General features: G+C 67.9%; 16 protein-coding genes, 1 pseudogene and 1 riboswitch. Of the genes and pseudogenes, 14 read left to right on the top strand and 3 right to left on the bottom strand.

Going from position 1 to position 14,867, the window contains the following annotated elements:
• Positions 1-28: 28 nt before the first annotated feature.
• Entirely contained in the window at positions 29-1,162 is a 1,134-nt protein-coding gene (locus FB461_RS04255; protein WP_425466880.1) for a uroporphyrinogen-III synthase, read from the top strand.
• The gene (locus FB461_RS04260; RefSeq protein ID WP_142119261.1) at positions 1,159-1,848 is read left to right on the top strand and encodes a sirohydrochlorin chelatase; all 690 of its coding nucleotides are present in this window, start codon (positions 1,159-1,161) and stop codon (positions 1,846-1,848) included. The genes FB461_RS04255 and FB461_RS04260 overlap by 4 nt, the downstream gene beginning before the upstream one ends.
• Positions 1,849-2,041: 193 nt before the next feature.
• Here FB461_RS04260 and FB461_RS04265 read toward each other — a convergent pair whose 3' ends face one another.
• Positions 2,042-2,956 (bottom strand): formate/nitrite transporter family protein, encoded by a 915-nt coding sequence (locus tag FB461_RS04265; protein WP_142119263.1) that lies wholly within the window; start codon positions 2,954-2,956, stop codon positions 2,042-2,044.
• A gap of 308 nt (positions 2,957-3,264) precedes the next feature.
• Between FB461_RS04265 and FB461_RS04270 the strand changes: the two genes are divergently transcribed.
• Complete coding sequence (locus FB461_RS04270) at positions 3,265-3,651, top strand: DUF1304 domain-containing protein (protein ID WP_142119265.1); 387 nt, start codon at positions 3,265-3,267, stop codon at positions 3,649-3,651.
• 107 nt (positions 3,652-3,758) lie between these two features.
• Here the strand turns inward: FB461_RS04270 and FB461_RS11965 are convergent, their stop codons facing one another.
• Entirely contained in the window at positions 3,759-3,896 is a 138-nt protein-coding gene (locus FB461_RS11965) for a hypothetical protein (protein WP_170222610.1), read from the bottom strand.
• A gap of 120 nt (positions 3,897-4,016) precedes the next feature.
• Between FB461_RS11965 and FB461_RS04275 the strand changes: the two genes are divergently transcribed.
• The 3 genes and pseudogenes from FB461_RS04275 to FB461_RS04285 form a co-directional block, all read left to right on the top strand.
• Positions 4,017-5,132, top strand: coding sequence for a carboxylate-amine ligase (locus FB461_RS04275; protein WP_246046006.1), 1,116 nt, complete (start codon positions 4,017-4,019; stop codon positions 5,130-5,132).
• A gap of 151 nt (positions 5,133-5,283) precedes the next feature.
• Positions 5,284-5,550: a DUF7218 family protein gene (locus FB461_RS04280; protein WP_142119269.1), complete on the top strand. Its 267-nt coding sequence runs from the start codon at positions 5,284-5,286 to the stop codon at positions 5,548-5,550.
• A 43-nt stretch (positions 5,551-5,593) separates the two neighbouring features.
• Positions 5,594-5,800 (top strand): annotated as a pseudogene (locus tag FB461_RS04285) (ATP-binding cassette domain-containing protein); the annotation flags it as partial.
• Here FB461_RS04285 and FB461_RS04290 read toward each other — a convergent pair.
• Positions 5,797-7,572, bottom strand: a complete 1,776-nt coding sequence (locus FB461_RS04290; protein ID WP_170222611.1) for an alpha/beta hydrolase — start codon at positions 7,570-7,572, stop codon at positions 5,797-5,799. The pseudogene FB461_RS04285 and the gene FB461_RS04290 overlap by 4 nt on opposite strands.
• A 79-nt stretch (positions 7,573-7,651) precedes the next feature.
• Between FB461_RS04290 and fmt the strand changes: the two genes are divergently transcribed.
• From fmt to FB461_RS04330, 8 genes are all read left to right on the top strand, one after another.
• Entirely contained in the window at positions 7,652-8,638 is a 987-nt protein-coding gene (fmt, locus tag FB461_RS04295) for a methionyl-tRNA formyltransferase (protein WP_142119273.1), read from the top strand.
• Positions 8,635-10,257: an RsmB/NOP family class I SAM-dependent RNA methyltransferase gene (locus FB461_RS04300; protein WP_142119275.1), complete on the top strand. Its 1,623-nt coding sequence runs from the start codon at positions 8,635-8,637 to the stop codon at positions 10,255-10,257. Before fmt ends, FB461_RS04300 begins: the two co-directional genes overlap by 4 nt.
• A 4-nt stretch (positions 10,258-10,261) precedes the next feature.
• Entirely contained in the window at positions 10,262-10,924 is a 663-nt protein-coding gene (rpe, locus tag FB461_RS04305; RefSeq protein ID WP_142119277.1) for a ribulose-phosphate 3-epimerase, read from the top strand.
• Between the two features lie 17 nt (positions 10,925-10,941).
• Positions 10,942-11,066: riboswitch (FMN riboswitch) on the top strand.
• A 19-nt stretch (positions 11,067-11,085) separates the two neighbouring features.
• Entirely contained in the window at positions 11,086-12,216 is a 1,131-nt protein-coding gene (gene ribD / locus FB461_RS04310) for a bifunctional diaminohydroxyphosphoribosylaminopyrimidine deaminase/5-amino-6-(5-phosphoribosylamino)uracil reductase RibD (RefSeq protein ID WP_246046007.1), read from the top strand.
• On the top strand, positions 12,216-12,851 hold the full coding sequence (locus tag FB461_RS04315; protein WP_142119282.1) for a riboflavin synthase: 636 nt from the start codon (positions 12,216-12,218) through the stop codon (positions 12,849-12,851). The genes ribD and FB461_RS04315 overlap by 1 nt, the downstream gene beginning before the upstream one ends.
• Complete coding sequence (gene ribB / locus FB461_RS04320) at positions 12,851-14,104, top strand: 3,4-dihydroxy-2-butanone-4-phosphate synthase (RefSeq protein ID WP_142119284.1); 1,254 nt, start codon at positions 12,851-12,853, stop codon at positions 14,102-14,104. The genes FB461_RS04315 and ribB overlap by 1 nt, the downstream gene beginning before the upstream one ends.
• Positions 14,101-14,583 (top strand): 6,7-dimethyl-8-ribityllumazine synthase, encoded by a 483-nt coding sequence (ribH, locus tag FB461_RS04325; protein ID WP_142119286.1) that lies wholly within the window; start codon positions 14,101-14,103, stop codon positions 14,581-14,583. The genes ribB and ribH overlap by 4 nt, the downstream gene beginning before the upstream one ends.
• Before the next feature lie 16 nt (positions 14,584-14,599).
• A complete protein-coding gene (locus FB461_RS04330) occupies positions 14,600-14,863 on the top strand; it encodes a phosphoribosyl-ATP diphosphatase (protein WP_142119288.1) in 264 nt (87 codons plus the stop codon).
• Positions 14,864-14,867 lie beyond the last annotated feature (4 nt).

Below are 14,867 nucleotides of genomic sequence, written 5' to 3' on the forward strand. Positions count from 1 at the left end.
GCGCCCGGCCAATGGGAGAATTCTGTACGTGACAACGCGAAAGCTTCTCGATGCGGCGCTGGCCGGCTGCACCATCGTCGTAGCGGCGGATCGCCGCGCCGGCGATCTGGCCAGCGCGCTGGAGCGGCACGGCGCGCAGGTCTACCGCGCGCCGGCGCTGACTATCGTGCCGAGCCCCGACGACGAGGAATTGCAGCGCCGCACCCGGGAACTGATCGATTCGCCGCCGGACATCGTGCTCGTCACCACGGGCGTCGGCTTTCGCGGGTGGATGGAGGCCGCCGACGAGAACGACCTGTCCGGCTCGCTGCACGATGCGCTCTGCGCGAGCCAGTTCATTGCCCGCGGACCCAAGGCGCGCGGGGCGATACAACAGGCAGGGTTCACGGCCGATTGGGTGGCGGAGTCCGAGACCGCCGCCGAGGTGGGTGAGTACCTCCTTAGCACGAGACTCGACGACAAGCGGATCGCCATCCAGCACCACGGCGCTGGCGCCGACGATCTGGATCACCTCCTTGCGGAGCGAGGCGCCGACGTGGTGAGCCTTACGGTGTACCGCTGGGGACCGCCGCCAGATCAGGACATTGTGAAGCGCTCCGTGGCGCAGGCGGCGTGCGGCGAGGTCGACGCCGTCGTCTTCACATCCGCGCCGGGGGCCTCGGAGTGGCTCAAGGCTGCGCACGATGGTGACTCGCTAGACAAGATCCGCAGTCGCGCCGCGAGTGGGCGGCTGCTGCTCGCCGCCGTGGGGCCCATCACGGCCAAGCCCCTGCAACGGGCGCGCCTGCGTACGACAATCGCTGAACGGGGCCGACTTGGCTCACTGGTGCCCACCGTCACGGGGTACTTCGGTGCGTCGGGTGACGTGCCGACGTTGCGAACCGAGGCGGGCGACATCTCGTTGCGCAGTGGCGGCGTGGTGCTGAACGGGGCGTTCATCCCACTCTCGCGGGCGGGTGCGAGCCTGCTCGGCGCGCTGTTCGACGCCAACGGACGAGTCCTTTCCCGCGACGAGCTCGCCCCGGCCCTGCCACGCGCCGGTCAGAACAGCCACGCCGTGGAGGTTGCTGTCGCTCGCGTCCGTGAGGCGCTGGGACATGCTGACATCGTCAAAACGGTCGTGAAGCGGGGATACCGGCTCGCAGTGGAGGTCGAAGAATGACAGCGCTCATCGCGTGCTCGCACGGCACGAACGACGAGGAGGGGCGCATCGCGATTCGCGCGCTCGTCGAGCAAGCGCGGGCCGCACTGCCGGGCACCCAGATCGCTCAGGCCTTCGTGGACGTCGAATCGCCGGATCTCGTGGATGTCCTGAAGGACGTCACCGCGAAGCAGGGCGCAGTCGTGGTACCGCTGCTGTTGTCCACGGGATATCACACCAACGTCGACATCACTCGGGCCGTCGCCGCGCACCATCGCGCATCGCAGGCTCCGCCGCTCGGTACTCATCCCCTCGTTGCGGAGGTCGTGCTGGATAGGCTACTGGCCGCCCTACCCGAAGGCTGGCGGCGGGGCGACCATGTCGTGCTCGCGGCTGCTGGTTCCAGCAACCCCGCCGCTGTGGCCGATGTCGAGGTAGTGGCCGACAGGCTGCGGCAGGCCGTGCCGGTCCCCGTGACGATCGGTTACGCATCCGCCAACACACCGAGGATCGCGGAGGCAGTGACAGCCGCGCGCGGCAACGGCGCCGAGCGTGTCATCGTGGCGAGCTACGTGCTGGCACCTGGTTACTTCGCCGGGCTGGTCAGGCAGGCGGGCGGGGACGTCGTATCGCTCCCGCTGGCGCCCGATGAGCGGCTTGCTGCGGTCATTGCCGATCGCTTCACGACCGTCCTGCGCAGTCGCTGATTCCCGGCGAGATCGGGGCCCGTCGGGTTTCCGGTGACCGGGCGGGCACCGCCGGGTGGAGATGTGCGCCATTTGCACTACGAGTCATCCTCGCCGCATCCACTTCGCATCCACGCGGCCCGCTCGCGGCTCCCACGACTGTGGCCGGTCGAGCGTCTGCTCGACCGGCCACAGTCAGCCGCTGGCGGCTTGCTCAGGCGACGGGCACCGGTTCCCTGTCGCGTGCCGGGACCTCATTGATGTCCTCGGCGATCTGGGCCACCTGGGTATCGCGGGCGGCGGCCAGCATCGCTTCCTTCTTCGCCGCGCGGCGCTTGGCGGGCGGCCCGTAGGTGAAGTACAGCGGCAGGCCGGCGAACACCAGTCCGCCGACCAAGTTCCCGACCACGGTGGGGATCTCGTTCCAGAGCAGGTAGTCCCACAGCGTGAAATCGGCACCGAGGAGGAGTCCCGAGGGGAACAGGAACATGTTGACGATCGAGTGCTCGAAGCCCATGTAGAAGAAGAGCATGATTGGTAGCCACATGGCGACGATTTTGCCCAGCACGTTCTTCGACATGAAGGCGCCGATCACCCCGGTCGAGACCATCCAGTTGCACAGGACGCCACGGATGAACAGCGTCAGCATGCCGCCTGCGCCGTGCTCTGCGTATCCGACCGTGCGACCGTGACCGATTTCGCCGATCGCGTGGCCCACAGCGCTCGGCTCGGTCGAAAAGCCGTAGGTGAAGTAGATGGCCATAAGCACTGCCACCGTGAACGCGCCGGCGAAGTTACCTACGAAGACCAACCCCCAGTTGCGCCCTAGCGCCTTCCTGGTCGCGCCGGGACGCCTGTCCAGGAGCGCGAGAGGTCCGAGGGTGAACACGCCCGTCAGCAGGTCGTACCCCAGCAGATAGAGCAGGACGAAGCCGACGGGGAAGAGCACGGCGCCGAGCAACGGCTGACCGGTATTGGTGGACACGGTGACCGCGAATGCCGCGGCCAGGGTCAGCAGTGCGCCGCCCATGTAGGAGCGGATCAGGATGTCTTTGGTGGACAGTTGGAGCTTGTAGGCACCCGCATCGACAAGACGGGTGACTAGTTTGGCGGGTTTGACGTAAGACACAGGGCAACCTCCCAGATGCGATGAAAAGCGCTGATCTGACACGAGAGCACAGATGCTGCGCTCGAATTAAGCGTCGCAATGGGGCATTTCGGACGTTGGCCCGATGCGTTACGCCTCTGGAGCGATTCGCTCACTTCGTCGAGTCGCGAAAGTGAGTCGCCGAACGCGGCGGGCGGTGATGGAGCGTCGCCGTCGAGTCCGGCAATCCGGCTCGGAGCGCGGCGGAGAACTCGTCCTCATATCGCCAGCACTATGCTGAGAACACGCTGGTGCGCACCGCAGCCCAGGGAACGCCGAGGGGAGTGCACATGATCGCAATCGGACTTATTCTGGTGAGCCTCGCAGCGCTGATTCACGTCTACATCTTCTATCTCGAGGCCTTCGCGTGGACCACCGAGCGCGGCCGGCGGACCTTCGGGCTTACGCCGGACGAGGCCTCCGCCACGAAGGAACTGGCGTTCAACCAGGGCTTCTACAACCTGTTCCTCGCCGTCATCGTGCTGACAGGCGTGGGACTGGTGGCTGGCGGATTGCAGACGATCGGTATCGCGCTGGCGCTTGCCGGAGCTGGAAGCATGGTGGCCGCCGCCGCGGTACTAGTGCTGTCGAGTCCGTCCAAGGCGGGAGCGGCAATGATTCAAGGCGTGACGCCGCTGCTCGGTGTGATCCAGCTCGTGATCGTGCTCGCGATCTAAGGGCTGGGCGATCGATTGGGAATTGCAGGTTTCGAACGCGCGCGCGGCGGCGCGTGGGCGATGAAGTCCCACGCGCCGCCTCGCGGCTTTCCGCTCGGAGGATCGTACTAGGCGGCGGGCAGGGCCTCCACCGACTTCTTCAGCGTGAGAGCGCGGCCGATCTGAATCGCGCCGAGAACCACGAGCGACACACCGACCAGCCACCACAGCAGGACTGCGCTCCAGATGGGCGACAGGATGATCACAATTCGGCTTGGTCGCGCGCCCTTCGGTGATCGCGCCTATCTTCGAAGAAGATGCAGAGCGCATCGCGAACCGGCGGTGCCAGGGACTTGACCGGCGCCGCCGAGTCAGGAGATAACCACGTGAGCCAAGAGTCGAGCAGCATTCATCGAAGTTTTGGGGTCGAGGAGGAGTATCTCCTGCTCGACGGGAGAACCGGCGAGCCCGTCAACCGGGCCGCGGAGATCATTCGCGCTGCGCCGGAGATGCGAACGGATGCCGAACGGGAGTTCTTCTCCAGCCAGATCGAGACCGCGACGCCGGTGTGCACGTCGTCGGCGACCGCGCTTGAGTACCTCACCTCCTTCCGTCAGCGAGCGGCTGCCGTCGCGGCGGAGTTCGGAACGATCGTGGCTGGAACCGGTCTTCCCCCGGTCGGCGGGGACATCGTTGGGACGGTAACGCCGCGCGACCGATACCGGGCCATAAGCGAGTTGCTGAGGGGAGCCGGGGCGCATCAGTACTCGACCGGAACGCACGTCCACGTGGCCGTGCCGTCGCGGGATCTGGGGGTGCGGGTCATCAGTTCGCTCGCACGGTGGGCGCCCGTGCTCGTAGGAATGACGGCCAACTCGCCGTTGTGGCTCGGTGAGGATTCGGGTTTCGCGAGCTGGCGGCACATCATCGGCCTGTCTTGGCCCGCGCCCGGTTACCCGCCTTCCTTCGACACGTCGCACGACTACGACGAGGCGCTCGATGCGCTGGCACACGGCGGTGTCATCGTGGATAGGGCGATGCTTACCTGGGCGTGCCGGCTCTCCGAGCGATTCCCGACAGTCGAGCTTCGCCTCGCCGACGCCCAGTTGAGGGCGGCCGACGCGGTGGACTTCGCGCTCATCGTCCGCGCGCTCGTGGAGCGATCGCTTGTCGACCTGGAGGACGGGCGCGAATCCGGGGTGGCGCGCACAGCCATCACGAACGCGGGAATGTGGATCGCGGCGCGGGACGGGATCTCGGGCACGATCTTGAATCCCGTCAGTGGCGCGGCGCTACCTGCGGCGGAGATGATCGCCGAGCTCGTGGCGTACATCGAGCCGCAACTCGAATATTCGGGGGACCTGGAACGGGTTCGCGCCTACGTCGCGCGGCTTAGCCTCGACGGTGGTCCGGCGAGGCAGCAGCGCAAGGCGTATAGCGGAAGCCATCACCTGCCCGCGTTGTTGGAGCTTTATCGGGAGGCCGGAACCGAGGCCGCGTGAGGGCAGGTAGAGGTGCCCGGGACGCGCGCCAGCCAGGCAGAGGCATCTTCTGCGAGTCGCGGGGGAGCGAAGTACGTTGGAATGACCAGACGCCGCGGGTTGGGACGGTAGCCCTCCAGGAGCACCGCGGCCACGTCCGCAGGGGGTAGTGATGCCGCGCAATCAGACACCGCAACTGAAGGATCCCGAGCTGTACGACCGTCTCCGGGAGGATGGCGCCTCGGAGGAAAAGGCGGCCCGGATCTCGAACGCCGCCGCGCGCGATGGCCGCTCGAAAGTCGGTCGCAGAGGCGGGCATGCAGAGACCTACGACGATCGCACTGTCAAGGAACTGAAGAAGCGAGCAAAGGAACTGGGGATAACCGGCTATTCGAAGTTGAGGAAGTCAGAACTGATCGACAAACTCAGAAATCACTGACCGATCGTTGGGTATTCGCGGCCAGTCGCGCCTGCGCGAGGACCTGGATCGGCTCGTGGATGCCGGGAAATCGGTCATCGTGATCGAGCACCACCAGGCGGTCATGGCGCACGCGGACTGGATCGTCGACCTCGGCCCCGGGGCTGGTTCGGAAGGCGGACGGATCGTGTTCACGGGTACCCCGGCCGAGCTGGTGGCGGCACGCTCGACCCTCACGGGCCGCCACCTGGCGCAGTACGTGGGCGCCTAGTTCTCCGAGGGGATCGTGCGCATGAGGTCGACCAGTGCCGATGTGTCGGCGCTGGTCCACTCGGCCGGTGCCCCTAGGGCTTCGAGCGCGATCGGATACTCCAGGTGGTACGCGTGGCCGTGCCCAATAGGCACGTCGCCGGCCACGAAGAGGTCGAACGACACCTGCCAGAACGTGACCAGCGGGATCCAGTGCATCGACGTGGAACGATCCGGCCCGGCGGGCTCCGAAAGCCAGTCCGGCTTGTTCCAGGCGAGATCCGGGCTCCACCACACGACAGCATCTGACGCGTGTTGCGCATAGACCGTGCGCTGCGGCGCCCACTCGTCCTGCAAGCGCCACAGGGTATCCGCCGGGGTCGTTTGCGTCAGCCAGCGCACCTGGGCGCCATCGTCCAGCACCGGGCTGTACTCCAGCGAGCCCCGGTCGCGCTGGTTGGTCAGATCGCCCCACAGGGCGGTGAAGTTCGGCGTGCCCATGAAGAGCGCGCCATCGGTCCGCGCCGCCAGGTCCTGCTGGCCGGAGAACGCGCTCTGCGCCCCGTACGAGCCGAGGGACAGCCCGTAGACCAGCAGGTAGGGGCGCGAATCCTCATCCAACGACGACCATTTTTCGTACACCGCGTCGAACAGCGCTTTGCCCGCCGCCAGCGGGGTCTGACGATCAGAGACGAATCCAATCCAGCTCGGAAGGAACGAGTACTGCATGGTCGCGATGGCACTGTTGCCCGCGTGTTGATACTCCAACGCCATCGAGAACGACGGGTCTATCCAGCCGGTGCCCGTTGCCGTGGCGACAGCGAGAACCTCGCGGTCCCACGCCCCCGTCCTATCGAGTTCGTCGACGACTTGGGATGCGAGTTGGTCCGGTGACGCGGCCGATCGAAGTCCGGCGTAGACGCGGATCGGTTCCATCACGGTTCGGTCTTTGAGCGCGGTCGTGGACGACGCGAACTCCTGCAACTGTTCGAGCGTGGGTCCGCCAGCGACGAAGTTGCGGCCCTGCCGGCCGAGATCGTCCCACTTCACGAGCGAAGCGGGCGAACCGGACCGCTCGGCCGCCGTCGGCGCGGTCACGCCCTCGTCCGTCGTCGTGTCCACCTGGCCGTACACCGATCGCAGCAGGCTGAGCGTGCCATCCACGATCGCGCCGTTGACCGTCAGGACGGTGAGCACGGCCACGACCGCGAAGGCGAGCGTGCGCGAGACCGGTAGGGGAACGAAACGGTCGAACACGCCCGTGAGCCAGCGCACGATCCAGGCGAGCCCGCGGCCGACCTGGATGAGCAGGACGGTGATGACGAATGCGACGGAGAGCACCATGATGAGGCGTAGCGGGGGACCGCTCTCGATTCCGAACAGGGCGCGCAACTGGCGCTGCCAGTACTCGCCGGCAATCAGGGATGCGGGAATGGAAAGCACGGCAAGCGCAAGCACCGCGATCGTGAACCTGCGTCGCGTCGCGTGACTCCACGTGACCGCAAAGCCGAGTTTCCGGTACAGCCAGGCGCCGACCACGCCAACCGCGTAACCGATCGCCACCGCAATGCCAGTGAGCAGCGCCTGATACAGGCCGTCGCGAGGGATGAGCGAGGGCGTCTGAGCGAGGCAGAAGAACAGCACCCCGATCAGCAAACCGACGCGGTTGTACTTGTGCCACTGGCGCGAGATTCCAGTAGAAAGGCGCCGCAGGATGGCTGGGCGATCCGGCTGCCCGGCAGCGGCGGTCCTGCCCGGGGTCGGTTCCGCGCCAGGCGTTTGCGATTTCGGCATACCTCGACGATATGCGATGGCCACCCACCGGCGGGGCGCGAGTTGGCTAGCGGGCCGGCGCCCACTAGGCTCAAACAACATGCGCATCATCTTCGCGGGGACCCCCGCCGTGGCAGTTCCCGCCCTTGAGGCGCTCCACGCATCGCCGCTCCACGACGTCGTCGCCGTGCTCACGCGAGCCGACGCGCGCAGCGGTCGCGGGCGGTCGCTTGAAGCGTCACCTGTCAAGAAGCGTGCGCAGGAACTGGGCATACCGGTGAGCACTGCCAAACCAGTCGGGGACGAGTTCCTCGCCTGGCTTCGCGAGACGGGCGCGGAGGGTGCGGCCGTCGTCGCGTACGGCGAGATCCTGCGACAGGAGACACTGGACGCCCTCGATTTCGGCTGGATCAATCTGCACTTCTCCGTACTGCCTTCGTGGCGCGGAGCGGCGCCGGTTCAGCGCGCGATCATCGCCGGGGACGAATTCACCGGCGCCTCCACCTTCGTCATCGAGGCAGACCTTGATTCCGGTCCGGTTATCGGCGTCACCACGCAACGCATCGGACCGCGGATGACGGCGGGTGAACTGCTCGAGGTTCTAGGCGAATCGGGCTCGCAATTGCTCGTCGCAACGTTCGATGCCATCGCCGATGGGAAGGCGTCGCCGGTTCGCCAGAGCCGCGATGGCGTGAGCTATGCGGCGAAACTCTCCGTGGCGCAGGGCGAGGTGCCGTGGACGGCCCCCGCGCAGCACATCGATCGCCTGATCCGCGGCTTCACCCCGGATCCTGGGGCATGGACAAGCTACGAGGGCGTTCGCCTGGGCATTGGTCCGGTGGAGCCCACCTCCCCTGACGAGCCCGCACTGCAGGGGGACGATCTGGCCCCCGGGGAGATGCTCGTGACGAAGAAGGCTGTTTTCGTGGGCACCGGATCCGCCCCGGTACGCCTCAGCGACGTGCAGCCGCAAGGGAAGAAATTCATGCCCGCCGCCGATTGGGCGCGAGGCGCCCGTCCAAGCGCCGGTGCAACGTTGGGAACGGCATCGGGCCCGCAGGAACAGCCAGAATTGGGAGAACAGTGAGCAACGACGATCGGCGCGACGGCGACCATTCACGTGACGGGGACCGCCGCGGCGGGGCGGGTCGCGGTCGCGACCAGTCCGGTGGCCGACAGGGGCGCGGGTCCGAGCGGCTGGGCAAGGGAAGCCACGGTGCGTCAGACGAGGGACGGGACGCAGCCGGGAGGCACCGCGGCGCAGCTCGCCTCCGCGGGGACGCCAGCCGGACCAATCTCGCCCCCAGTGAGCGCCGCCGTTCGACCGACCCTGCGCGTCTCGTCGCCTTCGACGTGCTTGAGCAGGTCGAGACGAACGACGCCTACGCCAACCTCTCACTGCCGGTCAGGCTGGACAGGGCGCGCCTGCACGGACGCGACGCCGGCTTCGCGACCGAACTCACCTATGGGACCCTGCGTCAGCAGGGCCTCTACGATGCGATCCTCGCCAGGTGCGTCGATCGTGACCTGCGGACAGTCGATCCGGCGCTGCTCGTTGTGCTCCGGCTCGGCGCCCATCAGTTGCTCGGCATGCGCGTCCCCCCGCACGCCGCGGTCTCCCAGACAGTAGCGCTTGCCCGGGAACGGATCGGAGCGGGTCCGGGGCAGCTCGTGAACGCCGTTCTGCGCAAGGTCTCCGCCAAGGAACGCGATGAATGGCTCGCGGAATTGCTGGCGGAGGCCGAGGACGATGTGGTCAGGCTCTCGCTCGAGTACTCCCATCCGGCGTGGATCGTGCGGGCGCTGCGCGGCGCCCTCATCGTCGACGGCCGCACAGCGGCGGAACTGCCCGACCTGCTTGCTGCGGACAACGAGGCGCCCGCCGTGACGTTCGTGGCGCGTCCGGGCCTGCTGACGACCGACGAATTGCTGGCGGACGTGCCGCGTGGAAAGACCACCCGATTCTCGCCCGTGGGTGTCACGGCGACGGGCGTGTCTCCCAGCGACGTGCGCTCCGTCCGCCGAGGGGCGGCCGGCGTCCAGGACGAGGGTAGCCAGCTCGTTGCGCTGGCCCTCGCCGCCGCGCCCATCGACGGGCCTGACGAACGCTGGCTCGACATGTGCGCTGGACCGGGCGGTAAGACGGCGCTTCTCGCCGCGATCGCTGCTGAGCGAGGTGCTCGCGTTCTCGCCAATGAGGCGCAGGCGCATCGAACGGAGCTCGTACGGCGCAATCTCAGCGCCGTCGACCCGGTGGCGATCGAAGCGGTCGTGACCGGCGATGGCCGGCTGATCGGTGAGGACGAGCCGGCGTCGTTCGATCGGATCCTCGTCGACGCGCCGTGCACCGGGCTCGGTGCGCTGCGCCGTCGGCCCGAGTCGCGCTGGCGCAAGAAGGTGAGCGACCTGCCGGAGTTGACGGCCCTGCAAGGAGATCTCCTGGCGTCCGCGCTCGCCGCGGTACGAGTGGGCGGCGTGGTCGCCTACGTCACGTGCTCGCCCCACCACGCCGAGACACGGCTCGTCGTCGAGGACGCCCTCCGCGGGCGCGACGACTTCGAGCTCATGGATGCACCCGCGGCCTTGCAGCGCGTGGTTGCGACAGGGGCCGACCTTGAGCTAGGCGACGGGCCACATGCCCAATTGTGGCCGCACGCCCACGGCACGGATGCCATGCACTTGACGCTCCTGCGGCGGATAGGCTAGCGCCATGACGCCACGGATATGCCCGTCCATCCTGTCCGCCGATTTCGTCAACCTGGAAAGCGAACTTCGCGCGATCTCGGGCGCGGACCTCGTCCACGTCGATGTCATGGACAACCACTTCGTGCCCAATCTCACGCTCGGGCTGCCAATCGTGGAACGCGTTGTGCAGGTATCGCCGATCCCCGTCGACGCGCACCTGATGATCGCCGATCCAGACCGCTGGGCGCCCGCGTACGCCGAGGCGGGGGCCCAGTCGGTGACGTTCCACGCCGAGGCGGCGACGGCGCCGGTGCGCCTGGCTCGCGAACTGCGCCGGCTGGGCTCGCGCGCGGGTCTGGCGCTGCGCCCGGCCACGAGCATCGAGCCGTTCATCGACCTATTGCCCGAACTCGACATGCTGTTGATCATGACCGTCGAACCCGGTTTCGGGGGCCAGTCGTTCATCGAGGCAACGCTGCCGAAGATTGAACGAGCGCGCGCGGCGATCGACGCGGCTGGGCTACCCATCTGGCTTCAGGTGGACGGTGGTATTTCGGCCAGCACGATCGAGCGGGCCGCCGCAGCAGGCGCCGATACCTTCGTCGCCGGATCCGCGGTGTACGGTGCCGAGCATGCGGCCTCCGCTGTGAGCGAATTGCGCGCGCTGGCGTCCGACCACGTGCACTAGATGTGTCAAGATAACTAACGAGTGCTCTGGGGTCGGTGAAATCCCGAACCGGCGGTTAAAGCCCGCGACCCGCGCATCCGCGCGGTTGACTCGGTGGAAATCCGAGGCCGACGGTTAAAGTCCGGATGGAAAGAGTACGCCGCTAGGCGGCGACCCCAGGCGTGTCCAGGAAGGGGTCGGCCGTGACGGACGTGGCGAATCGGCTTACGGAGCGCGAAGCTCTGGCCCTCGCCGTCTCGGTTGCTCGCCGCGGACCCGGGGGCGGCGCGAATCCGCGCGTGGGCTGTGTCATCCTCGCACCCGGCGATCCGGCATCGCCCCGATCGGTGCTCGGCGTCGGCTGGCACAGGGGAGCGGGCACGCCGCACGCCGAGGTGGCCGCGATAGCTGCGGCCCGGACCGCGGACCCGGCCGTGAACCTCACCGGCGCGACCGCGATCGTCACCCTGCAGCCCTGCAACTCGACGGGACGCACCGGACCGTGCGCGCACGCCCTGGCGTCGGCGGGCATCGCCCGCGTGCGCTACGCAGTTGAGGATCCTGCAGCGGACCGTGCCGGCAGCGACGCATATCTCGCCGGTCACGCAGTCGACGTGCGCGGTCCGCGCCGGTTCGAACCCGGCGAGTTCGATGAGATAGCCCTCGATTCCGCACGAGAACTCGTTCACGCGTGGCTGTCCTCGATGGCGCTCGGCCGCCCGTACGTCACGCTCAAGATTGCGACCACGCTGGATGCGCGCATCGCGGCCCCGGACGGTACCAGCCAGTGGATCACCGGCGCGGCTGCACGCGCTAACGCCCACGAGGTCCGTGCCGAGGTGGGCGCGATCGTCGTCGGCAGCGGTACGGTGGCAGCCGATGACCCGACTCTGACGGCGCGCACCGCCGAAGGCGGGCTTGCCGAGCATCAGCCATTGCGCGTCGTGCTGGGTCTGAGGGACGTGCCCGCGCAGGCGCGCCTGCGCGGCCCGGGCGGAGAACTCGTCCACATCCGCAGCCGTGATCCCCGCGCCGCTCTGCGGACGCTCGCGGACGCCGGCGTGACGCACGCGCTCGTCGAGGGCGGGGCGCAGGTGAGCGCCGCCTTCCTGCGCGCCGGGCTGGCGGACGAGATCACGGCGTACATCGCGCCGAAGCTCCTCGGGGGCGGGCTATCTGCAATCGCCGATTTCGGCGTCGCGACACTGGCGGACGCCGCCGAATTCGCGTTCCTGTCCCCACGCATGCTCGGGGAGGACGTGCTGCTCACGGCCCGGGCCAGGCCCGAGACCTTTCACGGGAAGGACCGTTGATGTTCACCGGAATCATCGAGGAAATAGGCGAGATAGTCGCCATCGACTGGCCGGGTGACGGCCGCACCGACGCCCGCTTCGTCGTACGCGGCACCCTGGCGGTCTCCGACGCGGGGCTCGGCGACTCGATCGCCGTCAGCGGCGTGTGCCTGACCGTCACCACCATCGACGGCGATTCCTTCAGCGCCGATGTGATGCCGGAGACGATCGCGCAGTCCGCGCTCGGCGCGCTGGCCCCGGGCGATCCAGTCAACCTGGAGCGCGCCATGGCGGTAGGCAAGCGGCTGGGGGGTCACATCGTGCAGGGGCACGTCGACGGAACGGCGGCCCTGCGCTCGCGCACGCCGGGAGAACGCTGGGACGTCCTGACGTTCGCGCTGCCGGCCGACCTCGCCCCGTTGATTGCGCACAAGGGCTCGATCACGCTCGACGGCGTCTCGCTGACCGTCAGCTCGGTGGGGGAGGACGAGTTCTCCGTCTCGCTGATCCCAACGACGCTCGCGCACACCACTCTCGGGCGCCTCGAGCCCGGTCAGCGGGTGAACGTGGAAACCGACGTCCTGGCTCGGCACGTGGCGAGGCTGCGGGAGTTCGAGAATCAACCCACCGAAATCGACAGGGGAGTACGCGAGTGATGGGAACGATCGAAGAGGCCATCGCGGCGCTGCGGGAGGGCAGGCCGGTCCTCGTTGCAGACTCGCCCGATCGCGAGAACGAGGCGGACGTCATCTTCTCGGCAGATCGCGTGTCCACCGAATGGGTCGCCTGGACGATCCGGCATTCCTCCGGATACCTGTGCGCACCCATGCCCGCGCACCGTGCGGACCGGCTCGCGCTACCGCTCATGGTGCCGAATTCGCAGGACCCGCGGCGCACCGCCTACACCGTCACCGTCGATGCGGCGCAGGGCGTGACCACCGGGATCTCGGCCGCGGATCGCCACCGCACGCTCCAGGTGCTCGCGGATGCGCGGTCGACATCGACCGACCTCATCCGTCCGGGACACGTGCTTCCGCTGCGGGCCGCCGCCGGCGGCGTGCTGCACCGTCCCGGTCACACCGAGGCCGCAGTGGATCTGTGTCGCCTCGCCGGGGTGGGGGAGGTGGCGGGGATCGCCGAACTCGTGCGCGACGACGGCACCATGATGCGCCTGACGCAGGCGGAGGAATTCGCCGCAGCCGAAGGCCTCGTCCTCATCACCATCGCGGATCTGATCGCCTGGCGGCGGGCTCACGATCCCATCGACCGCGCCATCGACTCCGACCCCCAGACCGAACGAGTCCATCGCGACGCGGTGGCCGACCTGCCGACATCGCATGGCATGTTCACGATGCACGGGTACCGCGACCTGCGCACGGGCGCCGGGCACGTCGCCCTGGTACCCAAGGAACCCGCCCAAGTCGCCGACGTGCCGCTGGTCCGACTGCACTCGGAATGCCTGACGGGCGACGCGTTCGGGTCACTGCGCTGCGATTGCGGTCCGCAGTTGCACTCGGCGATGGACCGTGTCACGGCTGAGGGCGGCGCGGTCGTGTATCTGCGAGGTCACGAGGGCCGCGGCATCGGACTCCTCGCCAAGGTGCGAGCGTACGCGCTGCAGGATCGCGGGCGCGATACGGTGCAGGCGAACCTCGAACAGGGTCTGCCTGCCGATCGCCGCGAGTTCGGGGGAGCGGCCGCTATCCTGCTCGACTTGGGGCTCACCCGGATCCGGTTGCTCACCAACAATCCTGCGAAGGCCGATGGCCTGCGCGCTCACGGGATCGACGTGACGCAGATCGTGCCGATCGAAGTCGGACGCAACGCCTTCAACGCCAAGTACCTGGAAACCAAGCGCGCCCAGATGGGGCACCTGCTGACCCCGCACCCCGAGGACGGACAATCATGAGTGGACAAGGATCGCCGAAGCTGACCGTGGATGGATCGGGCATGCGGGTGGTCGTCATCGCCGCGCAATGGCACACCGAGATCATGGATGCGCTCCTCGCGGGTGCGCGCCGGGCGCTGACGTCCGCCGGGGTGACCGATGCGACCGTGCTGCGGGTGCCGGGCGCCTTCGAACTGCCCGTCGCAGCGGCGCGAGTCGCCGCGAGCCGGCCCGATGCCATCGTGGCGCTGGGCGTCGTCGTGCGGGGCGGAACTCCTCACTTCGAGTACGTCTGTCAGGCTGCGACCGCAGGCCTCACCGAAGTGTCGTCGAGGACCGGCGTTCCGGTGGGTTTCGGCGTGCTGACGGTCGACACCGAGCGGCAGGCGCTGGACCGGGCGGGTCTCCCGGGCAGTGATGAGGACAAGGGTGCCGAAGCCGTCGAAGCGGCACTTGCCACAGCGCGAGTGCTGGCCGGGTTTCCGGCCGTGTCGAAGTAGCGACTAGGCTTACACGGTGAAAAGTTTCGAGGACCTGTTCGCAGAGCTAGCCGCTAGGGCCATTGAGCGACCCGAAGGATCGGGCACCGTCGCGGAGTTGGACGCCGGAATCCATACGATCGGCAAGAAGATCATCGAAGAGGCCGGCGAGGTGTGGATCGCCGCTGAGTACCAGGACGATGAGCAGGTGGCCGAGGAAGTCTCCCAACTCCTGTATCACCTCCAGGTGCTGCTGCTCGCGCGCGGCCTCACCCTCCAAGACGTGTACCGCTACCTGTAAGGAA

Origin of the sequence: Rarobacter faecitabidus, assembly GCF_006716265.1 — a bacterium.
Taxonomy (GTDB): Bacteria; Actinomycetota; Actinomycetes; order Actinomycetales; family Cellulomonadaceae; genus Rarobacter; species Rarobacter faecitabidus.